This is a genomic window from Streptomyces sp. NBC_01478, from assembly GCF_036227225.1.
Taxonomy (GTDB): domain Bacteria; phylum Actinomycetota; class Actinomycetes; order Streptomycetales; family Streptomycetaceae; genus Streptomyces.
Window position 1 is genome coordinate 2455316 of the sequence record NZ_CP109444.1, and the last position, 24876, is coordinate 2480191.

A 24876-nucleotide genomic window follows, 5' to 3' on the forward strand; every position below is an offset into this window, starting at 1 on the left:
GCTAGTCGCGGGCCGCGGTCAGGTGTTCCGCGTGTTCCTGGAGTGAACGCACGCCCACGTCACCGTGGTTGAGGGCGTCGATGCCCTGGACGGCGGCGGCGAGCGCCTGAACCGTCGTGAGACACGGCACGGACCGGGCCACGGCCGCGGTACGGATCTCGTAGCCGTCGAGGCGGCCGCCGGTGCCGTACGGGGTGTTGACGATGAGGTCGACCTCGCCGTCGTGGATGAGCTGGACGATGGTCTTCTCGCCGTTCGGGCCGACGCCCTCGGACTGCTTGCGGACGACCGTCGCGTTCAGGCCGTTGCGCCTGAGGACCTCGGCGGTGCCGGAGGTGGCGAGCAACTCGAAGCCGTGGGCGACCAGTTCGCGCGCCGGGAAGATCATCGAGCGCTTGTCGCGGTTGGCGACCGAGATGAACGCGCGGCCCTTGGTGGGCAGCGGGCCGTAGGCGCCCGCCTGGGACTTGGCGTACGCCGTGCCGAAGACGGAGTCGATGCCCATGACCTCGCCGGTGGAGCGCATCTCCGGGCCGAGGACCGTGTCGACGCCCCGCCCGTGGATGTCGCGGAAGCGCGACCACGGCATGACGGCCTCCTTGACGGAGATCGGCGCGTCGAGCGGCAGCGTGCCGCCGTCGCCGTTGGCCGGGAGCAGTCCCTCGGCGCGCAGTTCGGCGACGGTCGCGCCCAGCGAGATGCGGGCGGCGGCCTTCGCGAGCGGCACGGCGGTCGCCTTCGAGGTGAAGGGGACCGTGCGGGACGCGCGCGGGTTGGCCTCCAGGACGTAGAGGATGTCGCCGGCCATCGCGAACTGGATGTTGATCAGGCCGCGGACGCCGACTCCCTTGGCGATGGCTTCGGTTGAGGCGCGCAGGCGCTTGATGTCGAAGCCGCCCAGGGTGATCGGCGGCAGGGCGCACGCCGAGTCGCCGGAGTGGATACCGGCCTCCTCGATGTGCTCCATGACACCGCCGAGGTAGAGCTCGTGGCCGTCGTAGAGCGCGTCCACGTCGATCTCGATCGCGTCGTCCAGGAAGCGGTCGACGAGGACCGGCCGGGAAGGGCTGATCTCGGTGGACTCGGCGATGTACGACTCCAGACGGGTCTCGTCGTAGACGATCTCCATGCCGCGTCCGCCGAGGACGTAGGAGGGGCGGACGAGGACCGGGTAGCCGATCTCGTCGGCGATGGCCTTGGCGCCCACGAAGGTGGTCGCCGTACCGTGCTTGGGGGCCGGGAGGCCCGCCTCCGCGAGGACCTGGCCGAAGGCGCCGCGGTCCTCGGCGGCGTGGATCGCCTCGGGTGAGGTGCCGACGACCGGAACGCCGTTGTCCTTGAGTGCCTGCGCGAGCCCGAGCGGGGTCTGGCCGCCGAGCTGGACGATCACGCCCGCGACCGGGCCCGCCTGCTGCTCCGCGTGGACGATCTCCAGCACGTCCTCGAGCGTGAGCGGCTCGAAGTACAGGCGGTCGGAGGTGTCGTAGTCCGTGGAGACGGTCTCGGGGTTGCAGTTGACCATCACGGTCTCGTAGCCCGCGTCGCTCAGCGCGAAGGAGGCGTGGACGCAGGAGTAGTCGAACTCGATGCCCTGGCCGATGCGGTTGGGGCCCGACCCCAGGATGATGACCGCGGGCTTCTCGCGCGGGGCGACCTCGTTCTCCTCGTCGTAGGACGAGTAGAAGTACGGCGTCTTCGCGGCGAACTCGGCGGCGCAGGTGTCGACCGTCTTGTAGACCGGGCGGATGCCCAGCGCGTGCCGCACCTCGCGGACGACGTCCTCGCGCAGCCCGCGGATCTCACCGATCTGCTGGTCGGAGAAGCCGTGCCGCTTGGCCTCGGCGAGCAGCTCCGGGTCCAGCTTGTCGGCGGCGGCCAGCTCGTCGGCGATCTCGTTGATGAGGAAGAGCTGGTCGACGAACCAGGGGTCGATCTTCGTGTAGTCGAAGACCTCCTCCTGGGTGGCGCCCGCGCGGATCGCCTGCATGACGGTGTTGATCCGGCCGTCGGTGGGCCGTGCTGCCTCTTCGAGGAGCTGGGTCTTGTCGCCGGGCTCGCCGACGAAGGTGAACTGGCTGCCCTTCTTCTCCAGGGAGCGCAGTGCCTTCTGGAAGGCCTCGGTGAAGTTGCGGCCGATCGCCATGGCCTCGCCGACCGACTTCATGGTGGTCGTCAGGGTCGAGTCGGCGCTCGGGAACTTCTCGAAGGCGAAACGCGGGGCCTTGACGACCACGTAGTCGAGGGTCGGCTCGAAGGAGGCCGGGGTCTCGCGCGTGATGTCGTTCGGGATCTCGTCGAGCGTGTAGCCGACGGCCAGCTTCGCGGCGATCTTGGCGATCGGGAAGCCGGTCGCCTTGGAGGCGAGGGCCGAGGAGCGGGACACGCGCGGGTTCATCTCGATGACGATCACCCGGCCGTCCACCGGGTTCACCGCGAACTGGATGTTGCAGCCGCCCGTGTCCACACCGACCTCGCGGATCACGGCGATGCCGATGTCCCGCAGGGTCTGGTACTCGCGGTCGGTCAGCGTCATCGCCGGGGCGACGGTGATCGAGTCGCCGGTGTGCACGCCCATGGGGTCGAAGTTCTCGATGGAGCAGACGACCACGACGTTGTCGTTCTTGTCGCGCATCAGCTCCAGCTCGTACTCCTTCCAGCCGAGGATGGACTCCTCCAGGAGGACCTCGGTGGTCGGCGAGAGGGTCAGGCCCTGGCCCGCGATGCGGCGCAGCTCCTCCTCGTCGTGCGCGAAGCCGGAGCCCGCGCCGCCCATGGTGAAGGAGGGACGGACGACGACCGGGTAGCCGCCGAGCGTCTCGACGCCCGCGATCACGTCGTCCATGGAGTGGCAGATCACCGAGCGGGCGGACTCGCCGTGACCGATCTTCTGGCGTACGGCCTCGACGACTTCTTTGAAGAGGTTGCGGTCCTCGCCCTTGTTGATGGCCTCGACGTTGGCGCCGATCAGCTCGACGCCGTACTTCTCCAGGGTGCCGGCCTCGTGCAGCGAGATCGCGGTGTTGAGGGCCGTCTGACCGCCAAGGGTGGGCAGAAGAGCGTCCGGGCGCTCCTTGGCGATGATCTTCTCGACGAAGTCCGGGGTGATCGGCTCGATGTAGGTGGCGTCGGCGATCTCCGGGTCGGTCATGATCGTCGCCGGGTTGGAGTTGACCAGGATGACGCGGAGGCCCTCGGCGCGCAGGATGCGGCAGGCCTGGGTGCCGGAGTAGTCGAACTCGGCGGCCTGGCCGATGACGATCGGGCCGGAGCCGATGACCAGGACGGACTGGATATCGGAGCGCTTAGGCACGCTGGCCCTCCATCAGAGCTGTGTCCATCAAAGACGTGAAGCGGTCGAACAGGTAGGCGGCGTCGTGCGGGCCCGCTGCCGCTTCGGGGTGGTACTGGACGCTGAACGCCGGCCGGTCGAGGAGCCGCAGCCCCTCGACGACCTGGTCGTTCAGGCAGACGTGCGAGACCTCGGCGCGGCCGTAGGGGGTCTCGGAGACCTTGTCGAGAGGCGCGTCGACGGCGAAGCCGTGGTTGTGCGCGGTGACCTCGACCTTGCCCGTCGTACGGTCCTGCACGGGCTGGTTGATGCCCCGGTGGCCGTACTTCAGCTTGTACGTGCCGAAGCCGAGCGCGCGGCCGAGGATCTGGTTGCCGAAGCAGATGCCGAAGAGCGGGGTACCGCGCTCCAGGACGGCCTGCATGACGGCGACGGGGTGATCGGCGGTGGCGGGGTCGCCGGGACCGTTGGAGAAGAAGACCCCGTCGGGCCGGACGGCGTACACGTCCTCGACGGTGGCGGTGGCCGGCAGCACGTGCACCTCGATGCCGCGCTCGGCCATGCGGTGCGGGGTCATGCCCTTGATGCCGAGGTCGACGGCGGCGACGGTGTACTTCTTCTCGCCGATCGCGGGGACGACGTAGGTCTCCTTGGTGGCGACCTCGGCGGACAGGTCCGCGCCCGTCATCTCGGGGGCCTCGCGCACCTCGGCGAGCATGGTGTCCTCGTCGGGCAGCGTGGCGCCGGAGAAGATGCCGACGCGCATCGCGCCGCGCTCGCGCAGATGACGGGTCAACGCGCGCGTGTCGATGCCGGAGATCCCGACGACGCCCTGGTTGCGCAGCTCCTCGTCCAGGGAGCGGCGGGAGCGCCAGTTGGACGGCACGCGCGCGGGGTCGCGCACCACGTAACCGGCGACCCAGATGCGGGCCGACTCGGGGTCCTCGTCGTTGACGCCGGTGTTGCCGACGTGCGGGGCTGTCATCACGACGACCTGGCGGTGGTACGACGGGTCGGTCAGGGTCTCCTGGTAGCCGGTCATGCCGGTGGAGAACACGGCCTCGCCGAAGGTCACCCCCACGGACCCGTAGGCACGGCCGCGGAAGATCCGGCCGTCCTCCAGGACGAGTACGGCGGGAACCTTGGCGGCTCCCCTGGTGGAGGTGGTCATCGTGCGCCTTCCGTGTCGGTCGTTTCGAGACTCTTTTTGATCATGCTGTTCAGGGTGTCGACCCACTCCGTGTGCTCGGCCGCGTGGTCCGAGCGGAACCCGGAGTCGATCAGCCGGTCGCCGTGCGCCCACGTCACGACCAGGAGACCGCCCTCGCTGAGGACCTTCCCGGCGATGCCCTTGCCGAGCAGGGCCTCGCGCAGCGCCCCGGCCGGGATGAAGAAGTCGGTGGCTCCCGGTCGTACGACATCCAGGCCGGCCTCCGTCAGGGTCAGCTCGACCCTGCTGCGGGTGCCCAGGCCGTGCGCCACGATGCGGTCGAGCCACTGCCCGGCGGTGGTGGAGCCGTGGTAGCGGCCGCTCATCGACAACACAGCCAGTTTCGCCTCACCCACCTCTTCCGGCGCGGTGGGCAGCTCGGGCAGGTCGCCCTGGAGGGTGCCGCGCCACTTCCAGCCCTCGCGCATCAGCCAGTAGACGAGCGCGATGAAGAGGGCGAGGCCGACGAGCCAGCCGATACGGGCGGCCCAGTCGGTCACCGGGGCGGACTTCTCCCCGGCCGCGAGGTGGGTCAGTTCCAGAGGTGTCACGTGAGCTTCCCGTCGACGAGCGTGGCCTTGCCCCGGAGCCAGGTGTGCGTCACACGGCCCGGCAGCTCACGCCCCTCGTACGGGGTGTTGCGACTGCGCGAAGCGAAGCCCGCGGGGTCCACCGACCCACGGTATTCCGTGTCGACGAGCGTGAGGTTGGCGGGCTCACCAGCCGAGACGGGACGGCCGTGGCCCACCGCCCGCCCGATCTCTGCGGGCTTGGCGGACATGCGCTCGGCGACCCCGGCCCAGGTGAGGAGCCCGGTGTCCACCATGGTCTCCTGCACCACTGACAACGCGGTCTCCAGGCCGACCATCCCCATGGCGGCGGCGGCCCACTCGCAGTCCTTGTCCTCGTGCGGGTGCGGGGCGTGGTCGGTGGCGACGATGTCGATCGTGCCGTCGGCGAGCGCCTCGCGCAGGGCCAGCACATCGCGCTCGGTGCGCAGCGGCGGGTTGACCTTGAAGACGGGGTTGTAGGAGCGCACCAGCTCATCCGTGAGGAGGAGGTGGTGCGGGGTGACCTCGGCGGTCACGTCGATGCCCCGGGACTTGGCCCAGCGGACGATCTCGACGGAACCCGCGGTCGAGAGGTGGCAGATGTGGACGCGGGAACCGACGTGCTCGGCGAGCAGGACATCCCGGGCGATGATCGATTCTTCGGCCACCGCCGGCCAGCCCCCGAGCCCGAGTTCGGCGGAGACGACGCCCTCGTTCATCTGGGCGCCCTCGGTGAGGCGGGGCTCCTGCGCGTGCTGGGCGACGACTCCCCCGAAGGCCTTCACGTACTCCAGCGCGCGGCGCATGATCACCGCGTCGTCGACGCACTTGCCGTCGTCGGAGAAGACGGTGACCCCGGCGGCCGACTCGTGCATGGCGCCCAGCTCGGCGAGCTTCTTGCCCTCCAGGCCGACGGTGACGGCGCCGATGGGCTGCACATCGCAGTAGCCGTGCTCCTGGCCGAGCCGGTAGACCTGCTCGACGACACCGGCGGTGTCGGCGACGGGGAAGGTGTTGGCCATGGCGAACACGGCGGTGTAGCCGCCGCTGGCGGCGGCCCGTGTGCCGGTCAGCACGGTCTCGGAGTCCTCGCGGCCGGGCTCGCGGAGGTGGGTGTGCAGGTCGACGAGACCGGGCAACAGCACCTTGCCGTCGGCCTCGACGACCTCGGCGCCTTCGGCGCTCAGGCCGACGCCCACCTCGGAGATCGTGTCCCCGTCGATCAGCACGTCCTGCGGCTCGCCGCCGAGGATCTTCGCACCACGGATCAGGATCTTGCTCATGTGACTTACTTCTCCTCGATGCGGGCGTGGCTGACGGCGGGTTCGTTGCCGCCCAGAAGCAGATAGAGCACGGCCATCCGGATGGAGACTCCGTTTGCGACCTGCTCGACGACGGTGCAGCGGTCCGAGTCGGCGACCTCGGCGGTGATCTCCATGCCCCGGACCATCGGCCCCGGGTGCATCACGATCGCGTGCTCGGGCATCTTCGCCATGCGGTCGCCGTCGAGGCCGTAGCGCCGCGAGTACTCGCGCTCGGTCGGGAAGAACGCCGCGTTCATGCGCTCGCGCTGGACACGCAGCAGCATCACCGCGTCGGACTTGGAGAGCGTGCTGTCGAGGTCGTACGAGACCTCGCAGGGCCAGGCCTCGACGCCGACCGGCACCAGGGTGGGCGGGGCGACGAGGGTGACCTCTGCGCCGAGGGTGTGCAGCAGGTCGACGTTCGAGCGGGCGACGCGGCTGTGCAGAATGTCGCCGACGAGCGTGATCCGCTTGCCGGCCAGGTCCTGCCCGAGCCCGGCGTCCCGGCCGACGAGCCGGCGGCGCATGGTGAACGCGTCGAGCAGCGCCTGCGTCGGGTGCTGGTGGGTGCCGTCGCCGGCGTTGATGACGGCCGCGTCGATCCACCCGGAGGTGGCGAGCCGGTACGGCGCCCCGGAGGCACCGTGCCGGATGACGACCGCGTCGACGCCCATGGCCTCCAGGGTCTGCGCGGTGTCCTTCAGGGACTCGCCCTTGGAGACACTCGACCCCTTGGCGGTGAAGTTGATGACGTCGGCGGAGAGGCGCTTCTCGGCGGCTTCGAAGGAGATACGCGTGCGCGTGGAGTCCTCGAAGAAGAGGTTGACCACGGTACGGCCGCGCAGGGTCGGCAGTTTCTTGATCGGCCGGTCGGCGACCCGGGCCATCTCCTCGGCGGTGTCGAGGATCAGGACGGCGTCGTCGCGGGAGAGGTCGGCGGCCGAGATGAGATGACGCTGCATCTGTCAGGCTCCGTAAGGCAGTTCAGGTTTGGGGCACGGGGGTCTGGGGGTGTCCCCCAGAAGGCACAGCCGGGCGTGCGGGGGCGCGTCGTGCCGCAGGGGCACGGCGTCCGTCCGCTACGGGGTCTGCTTGGCGCCGAGCAGCACGGTGTCGCGACCGTCCTCCTCGGCGAGCTGGACCTTGACCGTCTCCCGCAGCGACGTGGGGAGGTTCTTGCCGACGTAGTCGGCGCGGATGGGCAGTTCGCGGTGGCCTCTGTCGACCAGGACCGCGAGCTGCACCGCGCGCGGGCGCCCGATGTCGTTCAGGGCGTCGAGGGCGGCGCGGATGGTGCGGCCGGAGAAGAGCACGTCGTCGACGAGGACGACCAGGCGGCCGTCGATGCCGTCACCGGGGATGTCCGTGCGGGCCAGCGCGCGCGGCGGGTGCATGCGCAGGTCGTCGCGGTACATGGTGATGTCGAGGGAGCCGACCGGGATCTTGCGGTCGGTGATCTCCTCGAGCTTGACGGCGAGCCGCTGGGCGAGGAAGACGCCCCGGGTCGGGATGCCGAGGAGAACCACGTCGTCGGCGCCCTTGGCGCGCTCGACGATCTCGTGGGCGATGCGGGTCAGGACCCGCGCGATGTCGGGGGCCTCGAGAACGGGCCGGGCATCGGACTCGTACTGCTGAGTGTCCATAGAAACGGACCTCCTTCTCCGCCTCACGGGACGGACCTTAAAGGACGTCGGATTTGCGCCATCCACGTTAGCAGGCCGGGGCGACACCCCTGATCACCCCTATGGAGTAATCGGACACCGCTACCACGGAAGAGCCGGTGCGGACCATTCGGCTTGACGCGGGAGCGTAACGCTGCGTAACCTCACAGTGAGTTACCAGCCGCGCGGCGCGGAAACACTGCAGCCGCGTCGACACAGTGTCCGGGAGCTATATGTCCAGCGAATACGCCAAACAGCTCGGGGCCAAGCTCCGGGCCATCCGCACCCAGCAGGGCCTTTCCCTCCACGGTGTCGAGGAGAAGTCACAGGGGCGCTGGAAGGCGGTCGTGGTCGGGTCGTACGAGCGCGGCGACCGCGCCGTCACCGTGCAGCGCCTCGCCGAGTTGGCTGACTTCTACGGGGTTCCGGTGCAGGAGCTGCTGCCGGGCACCACGCCGGGCGGGGCCGCCGAGCCGCCGCCGAAGCTGGTTCTCGACCTGGAGCGGCTGGCCCACGTGCCCGCCGAGAAGGCCGGCCCGCTGCAGCGCTACGCGGCGACGATCCAGTCCCAGCGCGGCGACTACAACGGCAAGGTGCTCTCGATCCGCCAGGACGACCTGCGCACACTCGCCGTCATCTACGACCAGTCCCCCTCGGTCCTCACCGAGCAACTGATCAGTTGGGGCGTGCTGGACGCGGACGCGCGTCGCGCGGTCTCCCACGAGGAGAACTGAGCAGCTCCGCCCGAGCCGCTCCACGCCTAAGCAGAAACGTGCCGCCGGGGTGGCCGGAACTTCACCGTTCCGGCCACCCCGGCGGCTTTCTGCGGGCCTCAGGGGCCTCATGCGTACAGGAACGCCGGAGGGCCCGCAGCGGTCGTGCTGCGGGCCCTCCGGCGTTTTCCGGCTGGACTCTCGTCCTGCTCCGGTCCGGCTCTCGTCCTGCTCCGGACCGTCTCTCGTACCGTGCTTACGCCTCGTCCCGGCGCAGCGAGGGCTTCAGGTCCTTGAAACGGCCCAGCAGGCCGTTGACGAACGAGGGCGACTCGTCCGTCGAGAACTCCTTGGCCAACTGCACCATCTCGTCGAGGACGACCGCGTCCGGGGTCTCGTCGGCCCAGATCAGCTCGTAGGCGCCGAGGCGCAGGATGTTGCGGTCCACCACGGGCATGCGGTCGAGCGTCCAGCCGACCGAGTACTGCGCGATGAGCTCGTCGATGCGGCGCGCGTGCTGCGCGTACCCCTCGACCAGCTCCATCGTGTACTCGCTGACCGGCGGCTGCCGGGTGTCGTCCCGGGAGAGCCGGATCCAGTCCGCGAGGACCGTGGTGACGCCGACTCCGCGCTGGTCGCCCTCGAAGAGGATCTGGAAGGCGCGCTTGCGGGCCGTATTGCGGGCAGCCACGGTTAGCTGTTCACCCGGCCGAGGTAGTCGCTGGAGCGGGTGTCGACCTTGATCTTCTCACCGGTGGTGATGAAGAGCGGGACCTGGATCTGGTAGCCGGTCTCCAGGGTGGCGGGCTTGGTGCCACCGGTGGAGCGGTCGCCCTGGACGCCGGGCTCGGTCTCCTGGATGACCAGCTCGACGGCGGCCGGCAGCTCGACGAAGAGCACCTCGCCCTCGTGCTGGGCGACCGTGGCGGTGAAGCCCTCGATCAGGAAGTTGGCGGCGTCGCCGACGGCCTTGCGGTCGACCATGAGCTGGTCGTAGGTCTCCATGTCCATGAAGACGAAGTACTCGCCGTCCATGTACGAGAACTGCATGTCGCGCTTGTCGACAGTGGCCGTCTCGACCTTGACGCCGGCGTTGAACGTCTTGTCGACGACCTTGCCGGAGAGCACGTTCTTGAGCTTGGTGCGCACGAAGGCAGGGCCCTTGCCGGGCTTGACGTGCTGGAACTCGACGACGGACCAGAGCTGGCCCCCGTCGAGCTTGAGCACCAGGCCGTTCTTGAGGTCGTTCGTGGAAGCCACGGTTGCGGAATCTCCTGGACTGACGTGGACGACCACGGGGCACGCGCACAGCTCGATAAAGCTAGAGCGCGAGCAGCTCCTTGGTCGTGATGGTGAGTAGCTCGGGTCCGCCGTCCGCCTCAGGGCGCACGACGAGCGTGTCATCGATCCGGACACCGCCCCGGCCCGGGAGGTGAACCCCCGGTTCGACGGTGACCGGCACGCAAGCGTCCAGTTTACCCATGGCCGCGGGGGCCAACTGCGGCTCCTCGTCGATTTCGAGCCCGACACCGTGCCCGGTGAGGGCTGGGAGGCCTTCTGAATACCCCGCGGAGTCCAGCACCTGGCGGGCCGCGCGGTCCACATCCCGGTAGGCGGCACCGGGGGTCAGAGACTCCCGTGCGGCGCGCTGGGCGGCGAAGACGAGGTCGTACAGCTCGATCTGCCAGTCGGCGGGAGAGGTGCCGATGACGAACGTACGGCCGATCTCGCAGCGGTATCCGCGATAGGCGGCGCCGAGGCAGACAGAAAGGAAATCTCCTTCCTCGACCCGGCGATCGGTCGGCCGGTGGCCGCGTTTGCCCGAGTGCGGTCCGGTGGCGACGGAGGTGGCGAAGGCCGGGCCGTCCGCGCCGTGGTCGACGAGCCGTCGCTCCAGTTCGAGGGCGAGATGGCGTTCGGTGCGGCCGACGAGGATCGACTCCAGGAGCTCTCCGAGGGCCTGGTCGGCGATCTCGGCGCCGATTCTCAGACAGGAGATCTCCGCCTCGTCCTTGACGACCCGGAGCTGCTCGACCGCGCCGCCGATGTCGGTGAGGCGGAGGGTCGGCGCGACCGAGCGGAGGGCTCGGTGGCGGGTGACGGTGAGGTGGTGTTCTTCTACGGCCATGGATTCGGCGCCGGTCGCGGCCGCCAGGTCTGCGGCGGCTACGGCGGGGTCGCCGCCCGGCGTGGAGAGTGCGTGGACGCGGAGGGTCTCGTCGGGGCGGCCCTCGCCTCCGGCGGGGCGCTCGTCGAGGGGGCCGGTGCAGACCAGCATGTCTTCGCGCCTGCCCAGCAGCAGGACGGTGCCCTGCGGGGCCGGACCGGCCAAGTAGTGCACGTTGGCTGGGTTGGTGACCAGCGTGGATTGGCTGCCGCCGGCCTGGGCTCGGTCTCTGAGCCTTGCTCGGCGGGCTGCGTGGACCTCTGACATGAGACGAGCGTAGGAGCGGTGGCCGGATTGTGCTGGTTGGGAGGGTGCCGTTCGGGGGACGGCGCTTGAGTTTCGGGTGCGGGTCGGTGGGGGCTGAGCGCGCCCACGCGGCGGAGCCGCGTATTGATACAGCCCCGCGCCCCCAAAAGCATCAAGTCCCGTTCGTTACCAGCTCGGGGGGCTTGCTATCGAGCGGGCGAGCACGTCGTTGAGTACCTGGGCCGTTTGCTGGACGTCCATCTGGGAGTTGTCGATGATCGGGAGGCCCGAGCCGTACCAGCCGGCCATACGGCCGTGGATGCGGGCGACCTCTTCGTCGGTGAGGCGGCGGTTGCCGGAGCGTTCGGCGTTGCGTTCCAGGACTATTTCCAGGCCCGGGAGGAGGACGACCGGGAGGAGGCCGGGGCCCACGTGGCGTTTCCAGCCGCCGAGGCCCACGACCGGGCGGTCGGGGAAGACCGCGTCGTCGAGGATGCAGGAGATGCCGTTGGCGAGGAAGTTGCGGGCGGCGAAGCCGCAGGTGCGGCGGGCCAGGCGGTACTGGGCCTCGGAGTGGTCGTTCCAGCCGGACTGGGGGTCGGCGAAGCCGGAGCGGACCCATTCGCGGACGTCGTCGAGACTGATGTGGGCCGTGGGGACCCGGCGATGTTCCGCCCAGTACTTCGCGACGCTCGTCTTGCCCGCGCCTGCGGGGCCGATGAGCAGCACCGCGAGGGTCGTGGAGGTCGGGTCGGGCGCCGCCGCGGCCGGCGGGGCGCTGGGCATGGGCACGGGGCCGCCCGGCGGGAGCTGGACATGGCCGGTGGTGTCCGGTGCGTGGCGCGGGAGCGTGTGCGGCACCGGCGGCGGGGTGGGTGCGAAGCCCGGGGCCGGTGGCGGGGGCGGCACGGGCGCGGGGCCCGGATGGTGCGGGCCGCCCGAGTGTTGTCCGGCCGGGGACCAACCGGCGGTCGGTCCCTGCCCCGGCTGGTGGGGCGGCGGCAGCGGAGACCCCACTGCGTGCTGCATCCGGTGCCACTCCGTCTCGTACAAGGCAATTGGCGCTGGCAGCGGGCCCGAAACCCCGCTCCCTACCGAACGGTACCTTCCCCGGCCGCCATTTGGTGAACGGCCGGGGAGGGGCCGAAGTGCCCATCCCTGTAAGGCACATCGGGTGGATGGGGCTTCGCGGGACTTACTCGCCCACTTCGCCGTACGCGGCGAGCAGGACGGCCGGGTCGGGGCCCTCCAGGACCGTCGGCTTGGCGAGGCCGTCGAGGACGATGAAGCGGAGCAGGTCGCCGCGGGACTTCTTGTCGACCCGCATGGTCTCCAGGAGCTTGGGCCACTGGTCGTAGCGGTAGCTGAGCGGGAGGCCGACCGATTCGAGGACCGTGCGGTGGCGGTCCGCCGTCGCGTCGTCCAACCGGCCCGCGAGCCGGCCCAGTTCGGCCGCGAAGTGCATGCCTACGGCCACTGCCGCGCCGTGGCGCCACTTGTAGCGCTCGTTCTTCTCGATGGCGTGGGCGAGGGTGTGGCCGTAGTTGAGGATCTCGCGCAGGCCCGACTCCTTGAGGTCGGCCGAGACGACCTCGGCCTTGACCTTGATGGAGCGTTCGATGAGCTCGGCGGTGTGCGGGCCGGCCGGGGTGCGGGCGGCCTCCGGGTCGGACTCGATGAGTTCGAGGATCACCGGGTCGGCGATAAAACCGGCCTTGATGATCTCGGCGAGCCCGGAGACGTAGTCGTTGACCGGGAGGGAGTCCAGCGCGGCGAGGTCGCAGAGCACGCCGGCCGGCGGGTGGAAGGAGCCGACCAGGTTCTTGCCCTCGGCGGTGTTGATGCCGGTCTTGCCGCCGACGGCCGCGTCGACCATGGCGAGCACGGTCGTCGGTACGGCGATCCAGCGGACCCCGCGCAGCCAGGTCGCGGCGACGAATCCGGCCAGGTCGGTGGTGGAACCGCCGCCGACGCCCACGATGACGTCGGAGCGCGTGAAGCCGGACTGGCCCAGGGCCTTCCAGCAGTAGGCGGCGACCTCGGCGGTCTTGGCCTCCTCCGCGTTCGGCACCTGGATGGCGACGGCCTCGAAGCCCTGCCCGGCCAGGTCGGCGCGCAGCGCGTCACCCGTCTCGGCGAGCGCCTCGGGGTGGATGACGGCGACCCGCTTGACCCGGTCACCGACCAACCCGCCCAGCTCGCCCAGGAGTTGACGGCCCACCAGGACCTCGTACGGGTCGCTGCCCGCCGTGCCGCCGACCTGGATCCGCGTCACTGACTCGCTCATGCTTCCTTCAACTCCAGTGCGTCCAGGACGGCTTGGGTGACGTCCTCGGGGGTGCGGCTGTCGGTCGGTACGACGGCCTGCGCGACCTCGGCGTACAAGTGGCGCCTGGCTTCCATCAGTTCGCGCCACTGCTTGCGCGGGTTGATGGCGAGCAGCGGGCGGGCCGCGTTGAGGCCGGTGCGCTTGACGGCTTCGTCCACGTCCATGGAGAGGTAGACGACCCGGTGTGTCGCGAGCAGCGCGCGCGTGTCCTCGTCGAGGATCGAGCCGCCGCCGAGCGCGAGGACGCCGTCGTGTCCGGCGAGTGCCTGGTGCACGGCGCGCTTCTCGATGGCGCGGAAGACGGGCTCGCCCTCGTCGACGAAGATCTCGGCGATGGTGCGGCCCTCGGCGGCCACGATGTCGTCGTCGGTGTCCCGGTAGCTGACGCCGAGCCGCTCGGCGAGCTGCTGTCCGACGGTGGACTTGCCCACGCCCATGGGGCCGACCAGGACGACGAGCGGGGTCGCGGTCACCGGATGGCCAGGTTTTCGAGGTACGAGCGGACGTTGCGGCGGGTCTCGGGCACCGAGTCGCCGCCGAACTTCTCGGCCACGGCGTCCGCGAGGACCAGCGCGACCATCGCCTCGGCGACGATGCCGGCGGCGGGGACCGCGGAGACGTCGGAGCGCTGGTGGTGGGCCTGGGTGGCCTCACCGGTGACGACGTCGACGGTCTGCAGGGCGCGCGGCACGGTCGCGATGGGCTTCATCGCGGCGCGCACGCGCAGCAGTTCGCCGGTCGACAGCCCACCCTCGGTACCCCCGGAGCGCCCGGAGACCCGACGAATGCCCTCATCGGTGTTGACGATCTCGTCGTGCGCCTGCGAACCGGGGACACGGGCGAGCTCGAAACCGTCACCGATCTCGACACCCTTGATCGCCTGGATACCCATGAGGGCACCGGCGAGGCGGGCGTCCAGCTTCCGATCCCAGTGCACGTGCGAGCCGAGGCCGACGGGAACGCCGTAGGCAAGGATCTCGACCACGCCACCCAGCGTGTCGCCGTCCTTATGGGCCTGGTCGATCTCCGCGACCATCGCCTTCGAGGCGTCCGCGTCCAGGCAGCGCACGGGGTCGGCGTCCAGCTTCTCGACATCGGCGGGCGTGGGCAGCACACCCTGCGGCGCCTTCGCGGAAGCCAACTCCACGACATGCGAGACGATCTCGATCCCGGCCGTCTCCTTGATGTACGACCGGGCAACGGCACCCAGCGCGACACGGGCCGCGGTCTCCCGCGCGGAGGCACGCTCCAGGATCGGGCGGGCCTCGTCGAAGCCGTACTTCTGCATACCGGCGAGGTCGGCGTGGCCGGGGCGCGGCCGGGTCAGCGGGGCGTTGCGGGCGAGCCCGGCCAGGATCTCCGGATCGATCGGATCGGCCGACATCACCTGCTCCCACTTGGGCCACTCGGTGTTGCCCACCATGATCGCGACCGGCGAACCGAGAGTGAGGCCGTGCCGGACACCGCCGAGGAAGGTGACCTCGTCGCGCTCGAACTTCATGCGCGCACCGCGCCCATAGCCGAGCCGGCGCCGGGCCAGGTGGTCCGCCACCATGTCCGTGGTGATCGGCACGCCGGCGGGAAGGCCCTCCAGCGTCGCCACGAGTGCGGGACCGTGGGACTCCCCCGCGGTCAGCCAGCGCAACCTGCTCAACGGTGCTCCTCATGCTCGCGCCCTGGTACTGCCCTGCGTACGCGCGTCCTCGCGTACGGCGACGGCGAAACCGGGGTGCGCGGCCCTGGCCCGCCGCCCCCGATCCTCCCACGTCCGGGGCACAGACCTGCCCTACGGTCCAGGGAACGGACGCGGGATGCCGGGGCGGCGACCGGCGGGCGGCTTCTTGCCCCGGGCTGTGGGGGTGAGGTCAGGGGCGGCTGATGCGGGCGGGGGGCCTTGCGGAGTGCGGGGTAGGGGGTGGGGTGGGCTTATTGACAGCGGGGCCAGGGGAGGTCAGGAGTCGGGGGACGCCTGCTTGGACGCCTTGCGGGGTCGGGGTCAGCAGTCGGCCGACGGCTAGCTGCCAGCCGTACCGGAGATGAAGCCAAGAACCGGGTGACGCCTCCGCGGACGCCTTACGAGGCCTGGGTCGGCAGTCGGCCGGTGGGCTTCTCGACAGGCTTGCCGGGGTGAGACCAAGAGTCGGCCGACAGTCGCTTGGCCGCCCCACCGGATCTGGACAAGCGGTCGGTCGAGGCCTCCGCGAGAGCCCTACCGGGCCGAGGCCAGGACTGGGCCGACGCTCACTTGGGCACCCAGCAGGCGAACGGCGCCTGCCCAACCACCCCACAGGGCCCGGGCCAACGGTGGGCTCTCGCCTCCTCGCCCGCCCCACGAAACCCACGTCAACGGTCAGCCAGTTTTCCGACCCGCCCCATCGCCCCCGGTCAGCAGCGCCCCTCACCCCACCTCACCGATCCGCCAACGCCTTCTCCCCCGCCCTCCGCATCGCGTGCACCGGTGCCGGCCGACGGCCCGTCATCTGTTCCACCTGGAGTACCGCCTGGTGCACCAGCAGGTCGAGACCGCTGACGACCGCGCCGCCGTAGCCGGACCAGCGGGCCGCGAGGTCGGTGGGCCAGGGGTCGTAGAGGACGTCGAAGAGGGTGGCTGGGCGTTCCGGTACGGCGGAGGAGAGGGCGTCCGTGGTGCCGGCGGGGGTGGTCGCGAAGACCAGGGGGGCGCGCAGGCCTTCCGCCGCGTCGGACCAGTCCGCCGTGCGGACCTCCACGTCGAGCCGCTTGCCCCATTGGCGCATCTCGGCGGCGCGGGCCTCGCTGCGGACGTACGCGACGACCTCGCCGGTGCAGATCCGGGAGAGGGCGGCGAGCGCGGAGGAAGCCGTGGCGCCGGCGCCGAGGATCGCGGCCGAGTCGACCTGTTCGATGCCGTGTTCACGCAGGGCGGCGACCATGCCGGGGATGTCGGTGTTGTCGCCGACCCGTCGGCCGTCCTCCGTGAAGACGACGGTGTTGACCGTGTCCACCGACGCCGCCGTCTCGCTGATCTCGTCGAGCAGCGGTATGACCGCACGCTTCAGCGGCATGGTCAGCGACAGGCCCGCCCACTCCGGTCCGAGGTCCTTGAAGAACCCCGGCAGGGCCGCCTCGTCGACGTCGAAGCGGTCGTACGACCAGCCGTCCAACCCCAACTCCCCGTATGCCGCGCGATGCAGCACCGGGGAGAGGGAGTGGGCGATGGGTGAACCGAGCACGGCGGCCCGGCGGGCGTCAGTTGCCCGAGTTGGCATTGAACTCGTCCCTGAGTTTCTGGAATTCGGCATACGTCTTGGCGAATTCCGTCTTGTTCTGGCCGTCGGTCGCCACGAAGTAGATCCAGCCGTCGCGGGTCGGATTCAGTGCCGCTGCCAGAGCCTCGTCACCGGGGTTGTCGATGGGACCGGGCGGCAGGCCCTTTTGCGTGTAGGTGTTGTACGGGTCCTTGTTGCTGTTGATCTCGGACTCACTGATGTGAATCTTGCTCTGACCCTTCAGGTAATTGAAGGTCGAGTCGAATTGCAGCAGTTGGTTGGTCTCGGTGTTCGAGGACTTGAGACGGTTGTAGACCACTTCGGCCATCTTGCGGAAGTCGTCGTGTGTCTTGCCTTCGGCCTGGACGAGGCTCGCGACCGTGATGACCTGCAGCGGGTTGTCCAGATTGAGCGCTTTGGCCTTCGTCTCAAGGTCGAGCGCGTCGTATTTCTCGGCGGCCTGGGCGACCATCTGCTTGAGGACCGTTTCGGGTTTCATGCCCTTCGCGGCGCCATAGGTGCCGGGGTAGAGGAAGCCTTCCAGTGGGTCCTTGATCTCCGTGCTGTCGTTCGCCCAGCTCGGCAGTCCGAGGCTCTTGTACTCCTTCTTGGCGACGGCCTTGGTGGTACCGCCAGAAAGCTGGAGTTTCTTGTCGATATCCGCGTAGACCTTCACGTTCCGCACACCCGGGGCGACGATCAGGTTGTCCTGGCTCTTGGGATCGAGCATCAGCTTGACGGCGGCCGCGGCGGACATTTCCTTCTTCAGCAGAAAGACGCCCGCCTGGATCTTCTTCCCGTCGGGATTCTGCGACTGGGCGGCCACGAACGCGTCGACGCTCTTCACGACGCCCTGCTTCTTCAGCTCCTGGCCGATGGTGTAGCCGCCGGCTCCCTTGGGGATGGTGACGCTCACCGAACCGGTGCCGTCGCCCGCGTAGTCGGGCGCCGAGCCGAAACGATTTTGGTAGAAGTGCCAGCCGAAATAGCCGACGCCGCCGAGACCGCCGCCGAACACCAGGACGACGACCAGGCAAGCGCAGCCGTTGCGGCGCTTCTTCTCCTTGCCGCCTTTGCCCTTGCCTTTGCCGCCTTTGCCCCGCCGGTCACCGCGTCCGCGCCCGTCGTCCGGCTCGTCGTCGTCGACCTCGTCCTCGTCGTCGCCGCCCGCGAAGAACGCGTGTTCGCCCTGATCGGGGCCCGGGTCCCAGTCGGTCCGCTCCGGCTCGGGTTCCGTACGGCGCTTGCCGGGCGGCTCCGGCGGCGGGAACGCGTCGGGCGTGCCGTAGAAATCGGGCTGCTGTTCGCCGTACGCGGCGGCCTGCTGCGCGTACGGGTCACCGGGGTCCGCGGCGTACGGGACCTGCCCATGTGCGTGGGTTCCGTCCCAGCCGCCCTGCTGATACTGCTGCTGCTGACCGACGTACTGCTGATGGCTCTGATCGACGTACTGCTGCTGGTCCGCCCACTGCTGCTGGTCGGGGTACTGCGGGTTGCCCTGTTCGTCGTAGACCTGGTACTGCTGCTGCGCCTGACCGTAGTCGGCCTGCTGGCCGTTGCCCCAGTCGCCGTACTGCGGCTGCTGCGGCTGTTCCGGATAGTGCTGCGGCTGGCCGCCGTAGGAGGACTGCTGCCCCACCTGGGCCTGCTGTCCTTCCCATCCGACGTCCCCGAACAACGGGTCCTCCGGATGCCACGGTTCGGAGCCTGGGCCCCGGCCATACTCAGTCATCGATCCCCTAGAGCCGCGAGGCGGCGGTCGCGGCGCTTGGGGCTCCGGCTCCCGTCCCGCCTCTTGCTGTGCCATGGCTGTTCGAACACCATCGCATCGCGCGGAACGTTACCGTATCGCGATCAGATGACCACTTCGACGCCCTCGCCGGGTGGTTTACCTGACACCCGTTCGGATTCCAGTGCCTGCTGGAGGATGATGACCGCGGCCGCCTGGTCGATGACCGAGCGGCCCTTCTTGGACTTCACCCCGGAGGCGCGCAGTCCCTGACTGGCCGTCACTGTGGTCATCCGTTCGTCCAACAGTCTGACCGGTACCGGGGCGATGCCCTTGGCCAGCTCCTGGGCGAAGTCCCGGACCTTGACGGCGGCCGGTCCCTCGCCGCCCTTGAGGGAGCGAGGAAGGCCGACGACGACTTCGATCGGTTCGTACTCCTCGACGAGCTGCTTCAGCCGACGGTGCGCCGCCGGGATGTCGCGGCCGGGGACCGTCTCGACGGGAGTGGCGAGGATCCCGTCGGGGTCGCACGAGGCGACCCCGATCCGGGCGTCCCCGACGTCGATCGCGAGTCGGCGGCCTCTTCGCATGTTCTGGACCGCTTCTTACTTGGCCGTGTCGGCGACGAGTCGCTCGACGGCGTCGACCGCCTCGCCGACGGCGGCCGGGTTCTGGCCACCGCCCTGGGCCACGTCCGGCTTGCCGCCACCGCCGCCGCCGAGGGTCTTGGCGGCGGCGCGCACCAGGTCGCCGGCCTTGAGACCGCGCTCGCGGGCGGCTTCGTTGGTGGCGATGACGGTGAGCGGCTTGCCGTTGTTGACCGTGAACAGGGCTACGACGGCGGCCCGTCCGCCCTGGATACGGCCGCGCACGTCGAGGACCAGCTTGCGCAGGTCGTCCGGGGTCGTGCCGTCCGGGACCTGGCCGGTGACGACGGCGATCCCGTGCACGTCCTTGGCGGACTCGACGAGACCGGCGGCGGCCTGCAACACCTTCTCGGCGCGGAACTTCTCGATCTCCTTCTCGGCGTCCTTCAGCTTGCCGAGCATGGCGGAGACCTTCTCCGGAAGCTCCTCCGGACGGCCCTTGATCAGCTCCTGGAGCTGGGCGACGACCGTGTGCTCACGGGCGAGGAAGTTGTAGGCGTCGACACCCACGAGCGCTTCGATACGGCGGACTCCGGAGCCGATCGACGACTCGCCGAGCAGCTTCACCAGGCCGAGCTGCGAGGTGTTGTGGACGTGGGTGCCGCCGCACAGCTCCTTGGAGAAGTCGCCGATGGTGACGACCCGGACCCGCTCGCCGTACTTCTCGCCGAACTCGGCGATGGCGCCCTGCTTCTTGGCCTCGTCGAGGCTGAGGATCTCGGCGTGCACGTCCAGGTCGCGGGCGAGCACCTCGTTGATCTTCTGCTCGACGTCGGTCATCACGGCGGTGGGAACCGCGGACGGGGAACCGAAGTCGAAGCGGAAGCGGCCCGGCTGGTTCTCGGAACCGGCCTGCGCGGCCGTCGGACCCAACGCGTCACGCAGCGCCTGGTGGGTGAGGTGGGTGGCCGAGTGGGCGCGGGCGATGGCGGTGCGGCGGCGGATGTCGATCGCGGCCTCGGCCTTGGCGCCGACGGTGACCTCGCCGAACTGGACGACGCCCTTGTGGACGTAGACGCCCGGGACCGGCTTCTGGCAGTCGCGGATCTCGATCACGGCACCGGACTCGACCTTGATCCGGCCGGTGTCGCCGATCTGGCCGCCGCCCTCGGCGTAGAAGGGGGTGCGGTCGAGGACGATCTCGACCTCGTCGCCCTCGGTCGCGGCCGGGGAGGAGACGCCGTCGACGAGGATGCCGACGATGGTGGACTCGCCCTGGGTGTCCGAGTAGCCGATGAAGTCGGTCTCGCCGGCCTTGTCGGCGATCTCGCGGTAGGCGCCGACGCCCGCGTGGCCGGTCTTCTTGGCCTGCGCGTCGGCCTTGGCCTGGTCGCGCTGCTGCTTCATCAGGCGCCGGAAGCCGTCCTCGTCCACGGAAAGGCCCTGTTCGGCGGCCATTTCGAGGGTGAGGTCGATCGGGAAGCCCCAGGTGTCGTGGAGCAGGAACGCCTTGTCGCCGGCGAGGACCTTGCCGCCCGACTGCTTGGTGTCGGCGATGGCGGTGTCGAGGATGTTGGTGCCGGCCTTCAGCGTCTTGACGAAGGCGGCCTCCTCGGCGAGGGCCACGGTCTCGATGCGCTGCCGGTCGGTGACGAGCTCGGGGTACTGCTGGCCCATCATCGCGATGACGGTGTCGATGAGGTCCTTGACGACCAGACCCGTGGCACCGAGCAGCCGCATGTTGCGGATGGCGCGGCGCATGATGCGACGCAGGACGTAACCGCGGCCCTCGTTGCCGGGGGTCACACCGTCGCCGATGAGCATCACGGACGTGCGCATGTGGTCGGTCACCACGCGCAGGGAGACGTCGGACTCGTGCGATTCGCCGTACTCGACGCCGGTCAGCTCGGTGGCCTTCTTGATGACGGCCATGGAGGTGTCGATCTCGTACATGTTCTGCACGCCCTGCAGGATCATCGCGAGGCGCTCCAGGCCGAGGCCCGTGTCGATGTTCTTGCTGGGGAGCTCGCCGAGGATCTCGAAGTCCTCCTTGCCGATGCCCTCGCCGCGCTCGTACTGCATGAAGACGAGGTTCCAGATCTCCACGTACCGCTCGTCGTTGACGGCCGGGCCGCCCTCGACGCCGAACTCGGGGCCGCGGTCGTAGTTGATCTCGGAGCACGGGCCGCAGGGTCCGGGGACGCCCATCGACCAGTAGTTGTCCTTCTTGCCGAGGCGCTGGATGCGCTCGGAGGGGACGCCGATCTTGTCGCGCCAGATGGTCTCGGCCTCGTCGTCGTCGAGGTAGACCGTGATCCACAGACGCTCGGGGTCGAGGCCGTAACCACCCTTGTCCTGGGGCGAGGTGAGCAGCTCCCAGGCGTAGGTGATGGCGCCTTCCTTGAAGTAGTCGCCGAAGGAGAAGTTGCCGCACATCTGGAAGAACGTGCCGTGGCGCGTGGTCTTGCCGACCTCTTCGATGTCGGGCGTGCGCACGCACTTCTGCACGCTGGTGGCGCGCGGCCACGGCGGCTTGACCTCGCCGAGGAAGTACGGCTTGAAGGGGACCATGCCGGCGGGGACCAGGAGCAGAGTCGGGTCGTCCGCGATGAGCGACGCCGAGGGGACGACGGTGTGGCCGCGCTCCTCGTAGAAGCTCAGCCAGCGGCGGCGGATTTCAGCCGACTCCATCAGTGGTCCTCATTCCGGTTGTACGAGTACGTCGTCCTGTCGTTTCTTTCGACGGACATCGGGGTGTTGCGGTTCTCGATGGCGAAGTGGTGCCGGGGCGCCGGGAGTTCGGGGTCGACCGGAGCGTTGATCCCCAGCGCGTCACCGAGTTCGGCCTCGCGCTGGGCCATGCCCGTGCGGACGTCGAGCGCGAAGTGCACCGCGCTGTCCTTGAGCTTGTGACCCGCTGCGAGCGCCTTGTTGGCCGCGGACACGGCGAGGTGCTCGGGGGTGAGCTGCTTCAGCTTGCGATTGACCTTGGTGGTCGCCCAGACACCGGCGGCTACGCCTGTGCCGAACCAGAACGTACGGCGGAACATCGCTCGGTCAGTCCTTCTTCCGGGTGCGCTTGCCCCGCCGTCCGGCCGGGACGGTACGGCCCACGATCACCGTACGACGGGACGCCCCGGACGGCGCGGGCACGTCCTCGCGGCGGCCGCCCAGGGCCCGGCGGACGCCGTAGCCGAAGGCCGCGACCTTGACGAGGGGGCCGCCGAAGGTGGAGGCGACGGTGGTGGACAGTGCGGAGGCGTTCGAGGTGACTTCCTGGACGTCGGTGGCGATCGCGTCGACCCGGTCGATCTGGGTCTGCGCGGAGCGCACCGCCGAGGAGGCGTCCGCGAGCAGCGGCACGGCCTGGTCGGTCACGTCCGCGACCAGCTTGGTGGTCGCCTTGAGCGTCTGGGCCAGCCTCACCAGTGCGACGGCGAGGAACGAGACCAGGATCGCCCAGAAGACGGCCACCAGAATCCCGGCCACCTCTCCACCGGACACCTGACACCCGCTCTCATGAACACCTGTTGATGACTGGAACCGAGCCTATCGCGCCGGGGGTGGCGCTCCGTACCGCATTGGCGCCCCGCGCACGGCGGAGTTGTGCGAAGCGATTGTACGGACTGAATACGGTTCAGTACGCTCCGTGTTCCATGCGAGCTTCCTCTGGCGGCGGCGCCACCGCGGACGGCAATCTGCCCCTCGAACCCGACCGGTTCGTGGGCCGCTCGGCCGAACTCACCGAGCTGGCGCGGGCGCTCGGCACCTCGCGCCTGGTCACGGTGACCGGGCCCGGCGGGGTCGGCAAGTCCCGGCTCGCGGCCCGTGCGGCGGCCCGGTCCGCGCTCCCGGACGGGGCGTGGCGGGTGGAGCTGGCGCCGGTGCGCGACCCGGAACTCCTGGACTTCGCGGTCGTGGAGGCGCTGGGGCTGACGGATCACACCACGCGGTTACCGCGCGAGGCACTGCTCGCCCATCTGACGGGCCGTCAACTGCTGTTGGTGCTGGACGGGTTCGAGCATCTGGTGGAGGTGTGTGCCGCGCTGGTGGCCGAGTTGCTCCGGCGGGTTCCGGGGCTGCGGGTGCTCGCGGTGGGGCGGCGGCCGTTGGAGCTGGCGGGCGAGCGGGTGCTGGCGCTGGCTCCGTTGGGCGAGGACGAGGCGGTGGAGCTCGTCGCCGACCGGGCCGCGCAGCAGGGGGTCGCCCTCGGCGAAGAGGACACGGACGTACGGGAGTTGTGCCGGCGGCTCGACGGGATTCCGCTCGCTGTGGAGCTGGCGGCGGGACGGCTGCGGGCCTTGTCGCCCGGGGAGTTGCTGGCGCGGTTCGACGACCGGTTCCGGCTGCTGGCCGGTGGGCGCAGGGACGCGCTGCCCCGGCATCAGACGCTGCGTACGGCGATCGGCTGGAGCCATGAACTGTGCACGCCCGAGGAGCGGTTGCTGTGGGCGCGGCTCTCGGTGTTCGCCGGGCGCTTCGACCTGGAAGCCGCCGAGTACGTGTGCGGCGGCGACGGACTGCCCTCGGACGACGTCCTCGACGTGCTGTCCGAACTCCTCGCGCAGTCCGTGGTCGTCCGCGAGGAGTCGGCGACGGGCGTGCGCTACCGGATGCTCGACACGATCCGGGCGTACGGCGCCGACTGGCTGGCGGCGGCCGGGGACGCGGCCCGGCTGCGGCGCAGGCACCGCGACTGGTATCTGGGGCTTGCCACGTGGTGCGAGCTGGACTGGTTCTCGCCCCGCCAGGGTGAGGTCGCCGCGCGCGTGGAGGCGGAGCTGCCGAATCTGCGCGCAGCCCTGGAGTACTGCCTGACCGAGCCGGACGAGACGCATCTGGGCCAGTACCTGGCGGGCTCCCTGTGGTTCTACTGGGCGGGCTGCGGACGCCTCGCGGAAGGCCGGCACTGGCTGGAGCAGGCCGTGCGACTGGACGCCGAGGACACGGCCAACGACCAGTCACGGCTGAAGGCCCTGTGGGTGCTCGGCTATGTGGCGATCCTCCAGGGCGACACCGTGCCCGCGCTGGCCGCGCTCCAGGAGTGCCGCGAGGAGGCGGACCACGCGGCGAACCCCACGGCGGTCGCGTACGCCGAACACCGCACCGGCTGCCTGGCGTTGGTCACGGACGACATGCCGCGCGCGGAGGCCCTGCTGCGCTCGGCGCTCGCCCGCTATCAGCAGATCGGCGAGCTGAACAGCAACGTGCTGATGGGCCAGGTCGAGCTGGCGATGACGCGGGCCTTCCAGGGCGATCTGGCGGACGCGGTGAAGCTGTGCGAGGACGTCCGGCGGGTGTGCGAGGACCACGGCGAGCGGTGGACCCGGGCGTACGCGCTGTACGTCCTGGCCTACGTCGCCTGGAGCGACGGCGAACTCCCGCTCGCGCGCGACCTGTTGGCGGACTGCCTGGGCAGTGCGCACGGCTTCCGCGATCTGCTGGGCTCGGTGCTCGCGGTCGAACTGCTGGCCCTGGTGACGGTCTCCGAGGGCGATGCCGCCGAGGCCGCGCTGCTGCAGGGCGCGGCGGGCGGGATGTGGCCGTCGGTGGGGCTGCCGCTGTTCGGCTCGGCGTACTACAACGCGCCGCACGAACTGTGCGAGGCGATGGCCCGGGAGCAACTGGGCGACGAGCGGTACGCGGAGTGTGTACGGGACGGGGCGCGACTGGGCCGGGAGGCGGCCGTGGCGCGGGCGCTGAGGCAGTCACGGCCCCTGGACGCGGTGCCGGTGCCGCGCGGGCCGGTGCGGACCGCGGCGGTCCGCGTGGACATGCGAAAGCCCGCCGCCTCGCCCACCCGGAGGGGTGGGGAGACGACGGGCTGACGCGAAGGGTGGTG

General features: G+C 70.0%; 21 protein-coding genes. 2 read left to right on the plus strand and 19 right to left on the minus strand.

Translation table 11 applies throughout. The features are described 5' to 3' along the window. Position 1 precedes the first annotated feature (1 nt). From carB to pyrR, 6 genes are all read right to left on the minus strand, one after another. Positions 2 to 3310, minus strand: coding sequence for a carbamoyl-phosphate synthase large subunit (carB, locus tag OG223_RS10980; RefSeq protein ID WP_329245887.1), 3309 nt, complete (start codon positions 3308 to 3310; stop codon positions 2 to 4). Next, the gene (gene carA, locus OG223_RS10985) at positions 3303 to 4460 is read right to left on the minus strand and encodes a glutamine-hydrolyzing carbamoyl-phosphate synthase small subunit (RefSeq protein ID WP_329245890.1); all 1158 of its coding nucleotides are present in this window, start codon (positions 4458 to 4460) and stop codon (positions 3303 to 3305) included. The genes carB and carA overlap by 8 nt, the downstream gene beginning before the upstream one ends. Beyond that, positions 4457 to 5050 carry a PH-like domain-containing protein gene (locus OG223_RS10990; protein ID WP_329245893.1) on the minus strand — a complete coding sequence of 198 codons (594 nt, stop codon included), beginning with the start codon at positions 5048 to 5050 and terminating at the stop codon, positions 4457 to 4459. Before OG223_RS10990 ends, carA begins: the two co-directional genes overlap by 4 nt. Beyond that, positions 5047 to 6333 (minus strand): dihydroorotase, encoded by a 1287-nt coding sequence (locus OG223_RS10995; protein WP_329245896.1) that lies wholly within the window; start codon positions 6331 to 6333, stop codon positions 5047 to 5049. Before OG223_RS10995 ends, OG223_RS10990 begins: the two co-directional genes overlap by 4 nt. A 5-nt stretch (positions 6334 to 6338) precedes the next feature. Further along, positions 6339 to 7316 carry an aspartate carbamoyltransferase catalytic subunit gene (locus OG223_RS11000; RefSeq protein ID WP_200685905.1) on the minus strand — a complete coding sequence of 326 codons (978 nt, stop codon included), beginning with the start codon at positions 7314 to 7316 and terminating at the stop codon, positions 6339 to 6341. 117 nt (positions 7317 to 7433) lie between these two features. Beyond that, a complete protein-coding gene (gene pyrR, locus OG223_RS11005) occupies positions 7434 to 7997 on the minus strand; it encodes a bifunctional pyr operon transcriptional regulator/uracil phosphoribosyltransferase PyrR (protein WP_019066396.1) in 564 nt (187 codons plus the stop codon). A gap of 251 nt (positions 7998 to 8248) precedes the next feature. Here pyrR and bldD point away from each other — a divergent pair, with 251 nt between their 5' ends. Next, a complete protein-coding gene (bldD, locus tag OG223_RS11010; RefSeq protein ID WP_019059743.1) occupies positions 8249 to 8749 on the plus strand; it encodes a transcriptional regulator BldD in 501 nt (166 codons plus the stop codon). Between the two features lie 235 nt (positions 8750 to 8984). On the opposite strand, the gene nusB is transcribed toward bldD, so the two are convergent. The 13 genes from nusB to OG223_RS11075 form a co-directional block, all read right to left on the minus strand. Beyond that, complete coding sequence (nusB, locus tag OG223_RS11015; protein WP_043683949.1) at positions 8985 to 9419, minus strand: transcription antitermination factor NusB; 435 nt, start codon at positions 9417 to 9419, stop codon at positions 8985 to 8987. Positions 9420 to 9421: 2 nt separating this feature from the next. Then, complete coding sequence (gene efp / locus OG223_RS11020) at positions 9422 to 9988, minus strand: elongation factor P (RefSeq protein ID WP_019059745.1); 567 nt, start codon at positions 9986 to 9988, stop codon at positions 9422 to 9424. A 61-nt stretch (positions 9989 to 10049) separates the two neighbouring features. After that, positions 10050 to 11162, minus strand: coding sequence for an aminopeptidase P family protein (locus tag OG223_RS11025; protein WP_329245907.1), 1113 nt, complete (start codon positions 11160 to 11162; stop codon positions 10050 to 10052). A gap of 165 nt (positions 11163 to 11327) precedes the next feature. After that, positions 11328 to 12170 (minus strand): Pro-rich N-terminal domain-containing protein, encoded by an 843-nt coding sequence (locus OG223_RS11030; protein ID WP_329245909.1) that lies wholly within the window; start codon positions 12168 to 12170, stop codon positions 11328 to 11330. Between the two features lie 166 nt (positions 12171 to 12336). Beyond that, the gene (aroB, locus tag OG223_RS11035) at positions 12337 to 13428 is read right to left on the minus strand and encodes a 3-dehydroquinate synthase (protein ID WP_329245911.1); all 1092 of its coding nucleotides are present in this window, start codon (positions 13426 to 13428) and stop codon (positions 12337 to 12339) included. Next, entirely contained in the window at positions 13425 to 13943 is a 519-nt protein-coding gene (locus tag OG223_RS11040) for a shikimate kinase (RefSeq protein ID WP_329245914.1), read from the minus strand. The genes aroB and OG223_RS11040 overlap by 4 nt, the downstream gene beginning before the upstream one ends. Next, entirely contained in the window at positions 13940 to 15124 is a 1185-nt protein-coding gene (gene aroC, locus OG223_RS11045; protein ID WP_329245917.1) for a chorismate synthase, read from the minus strand. Before aroC ends, OG223_RS11040 begins: the two co-directional genes overlap by 4 nt. A gap of 754 nt (positions 15125 to 15878) precedes the next feature. Further along, a complete protein-coding gene (locus OG223_RS11050) occupies positions 15879 to 16718 on the minus strand; it encodes a shikimate dehydrogenase (protein WP_329245919.1) in 840 nt (279 codons plus the stop codon). Next, positions 16699 to 18450, minus strand: a complete 1752-nt coding sequence (gene mltG / locus OG223_RS11055; RefSeq protein WP_329265229.1) for an endolytic transglycosylase MltG — start codon at positions 18448 to 18450, stop codon at positions 16699 to 16701. Before mltG ends, OG223_RS11050 begins: the two co-directional genes overlap by 20 nt. Positions 18451 to 18572: 122 nt before the next feature. Then, positions 18573 to 19037: a Holliday junction resolvase RuvX gene (ruvX, locus tag OG223_RS11060; protein WP_329245921.1), complete on the minus strand. Its 465-nt coding sequence runs from the start codon at positions 19035 to 19037 to the stop codon at positions 18573 to 18575. Between the two features lie 15 nt (positions 19038 to 19052). Then, positions 19053 to 21725 carry an alanine--tRNA ligase gene (gene alaS / locus OG223_RS11065; protein WP_329245923.1) on the minus strand — a complete coding sequence of 891 codons (2673 nt, stop codon included), beginning with the start codon at positions 21723 to 21725 and terminating at the stop codon, positions 19053 to 19055. Then, positions 21725 to 22084 carry a hypothetical protein gene (locus OG223_RS11070; protein ID WP_329245925.1) on the minus strand — a complete coding sequence of 120 codons (360 nt, stop codon included), beginning with the start codon at positions 22082 to 22084 and terminating at the stop codon, positions 21725 to 21727. The genes alaS and OG223_RS11070 overlap by 1 nt, the downstream gene beginning before the upstream one ends. Before the next feature lie 7 nt (positions 22085 to 22091). Then, the gene (locus OG223_RS11075; RefSeq protein WP_329245927.1) at positions 22092 to 22538 is read right to left on the minus strand and encodes a DUF948 domain-containing protein; all 447 of its coding nucleotides are present in this window, start codon (positions 22536 to 22538) and stop codon (positions 22092 to 22094) included. A gap of 152 nt (positions 22539 to 22690) precedes the next feature. Here OG223_RS11075 and OG223_RS11080 point away from each other — a divergent pair, with 152 nt between their 5' ends. Beyond that, on the plus strand, positions 22691 to 24862 hold the full coding sequence (locus OG223_RS11080; RefSeq protein WP_329245929.1) for an ATP-binding protein: 2172 nt from the start codon (positions 22691 to 22693) through the stop codon (positions 24860 to 24862). Positions 24863 to 24876 lie beyond the last annotated feature (14 nt).

Bases quoted from the DNA above. Each gene is read 5' to 3' on its own strand.
- carA (WP_329245890.1), bottom strand. From the start codon at position 4,460: ATGACCACCTCCACCAGGGGAGCCGCCAAGGTTCCCGCCGTACTCGTC.
- OG223_RS10995 (WP_329245896.1), bottom strand. From the start codon at position 6,333: ATGAGCAAGATCCTGATCCGTGGTGCGAAGATCCTCGGCGGCGAGCCG.
- OG223_RS11000 (WP_200685905.1), bottom strand. From the start codon at position 7,316: ATGCAGCGTCATCTCATCTCGGCCGCCGACCTCTCCCGCGACGACGCC.
- pyrR (WP_019066396.1), bottom strand. From the start codon at position 7,997: ATGGACACTCAGCAGTACGAGTCCGATGCCCGGCCCGTTCTCGAGGCC.
- bldD (WP_019059743.1), top strand. From the start codon at position 8,249: ATGTCCAGCGAATACGCCAAACAGCTCGGGGCCAAGCTCCGGGCCATC.
- OG223_RS11025 (WP_329245907.1), bottom strand. From the start codon at position 11,162: ATGTCAGAGGTCCACGCAGCCCGCCGAGCAAGGCTCAGAGACCGAGCC.
- OG223_RS11030 (WP_329245909.1), bottom strand. From the start codon at position 12,170: ATGCAGCACGCAGTGGGGTCTCCGCTGCCGCCGCCCCACCAGCCGGGG.
- aroB (WP_329245911.1), bottom strand. From the start codon at position 13,428: ATGAGCGAGTCAGTGACGCGGATCCAGGTCGGCGGCACGGCGGGCAGC.
- OG223_RS11050 (WP_329245919.1), bottom strand. From the start codon at position 16,718: ATGCCAACTCGGGCAACTGACGCCCGCCGGGCCGCCGTGCTCGGTTCA.
- mltG (WP_329265229.1), bottom strand. From the start codon at position 18,450: ATGACTGAGTATGGCCGGGGCCCAGGCTCCGAACCGTGGCATCCGGAG.
- ruvX (WP_329245921.1), bottom strand. From the start codon at position 19,037: ATGCGAAGAGGCCGCCGACTCGCGATCGACGTCGGGGACGCCCGGATC.
- alaS (WP_329245923.1), bottom strand. From the start codon at position 21,725: ATGGAGTCGGCTGAAATCCGCCGCCGCTGGCTGAGCTTCTACGAGGAG.
- OG223_RS11070 (WP_329245925.1), bottom strand. From the start codon at position 22,084: ATGTTCCGCCGTACGTTCTGGTTCGGCACAGGCGTAGCCGCCGGTGTC.
- OG223_RS11080 (WP_329245929.1), top strand. From the start codon at position 22,691: ATGCGAGCTTCCTCTGGCGGCGGCGCCACCGCGGACGGCAATCTGCCC.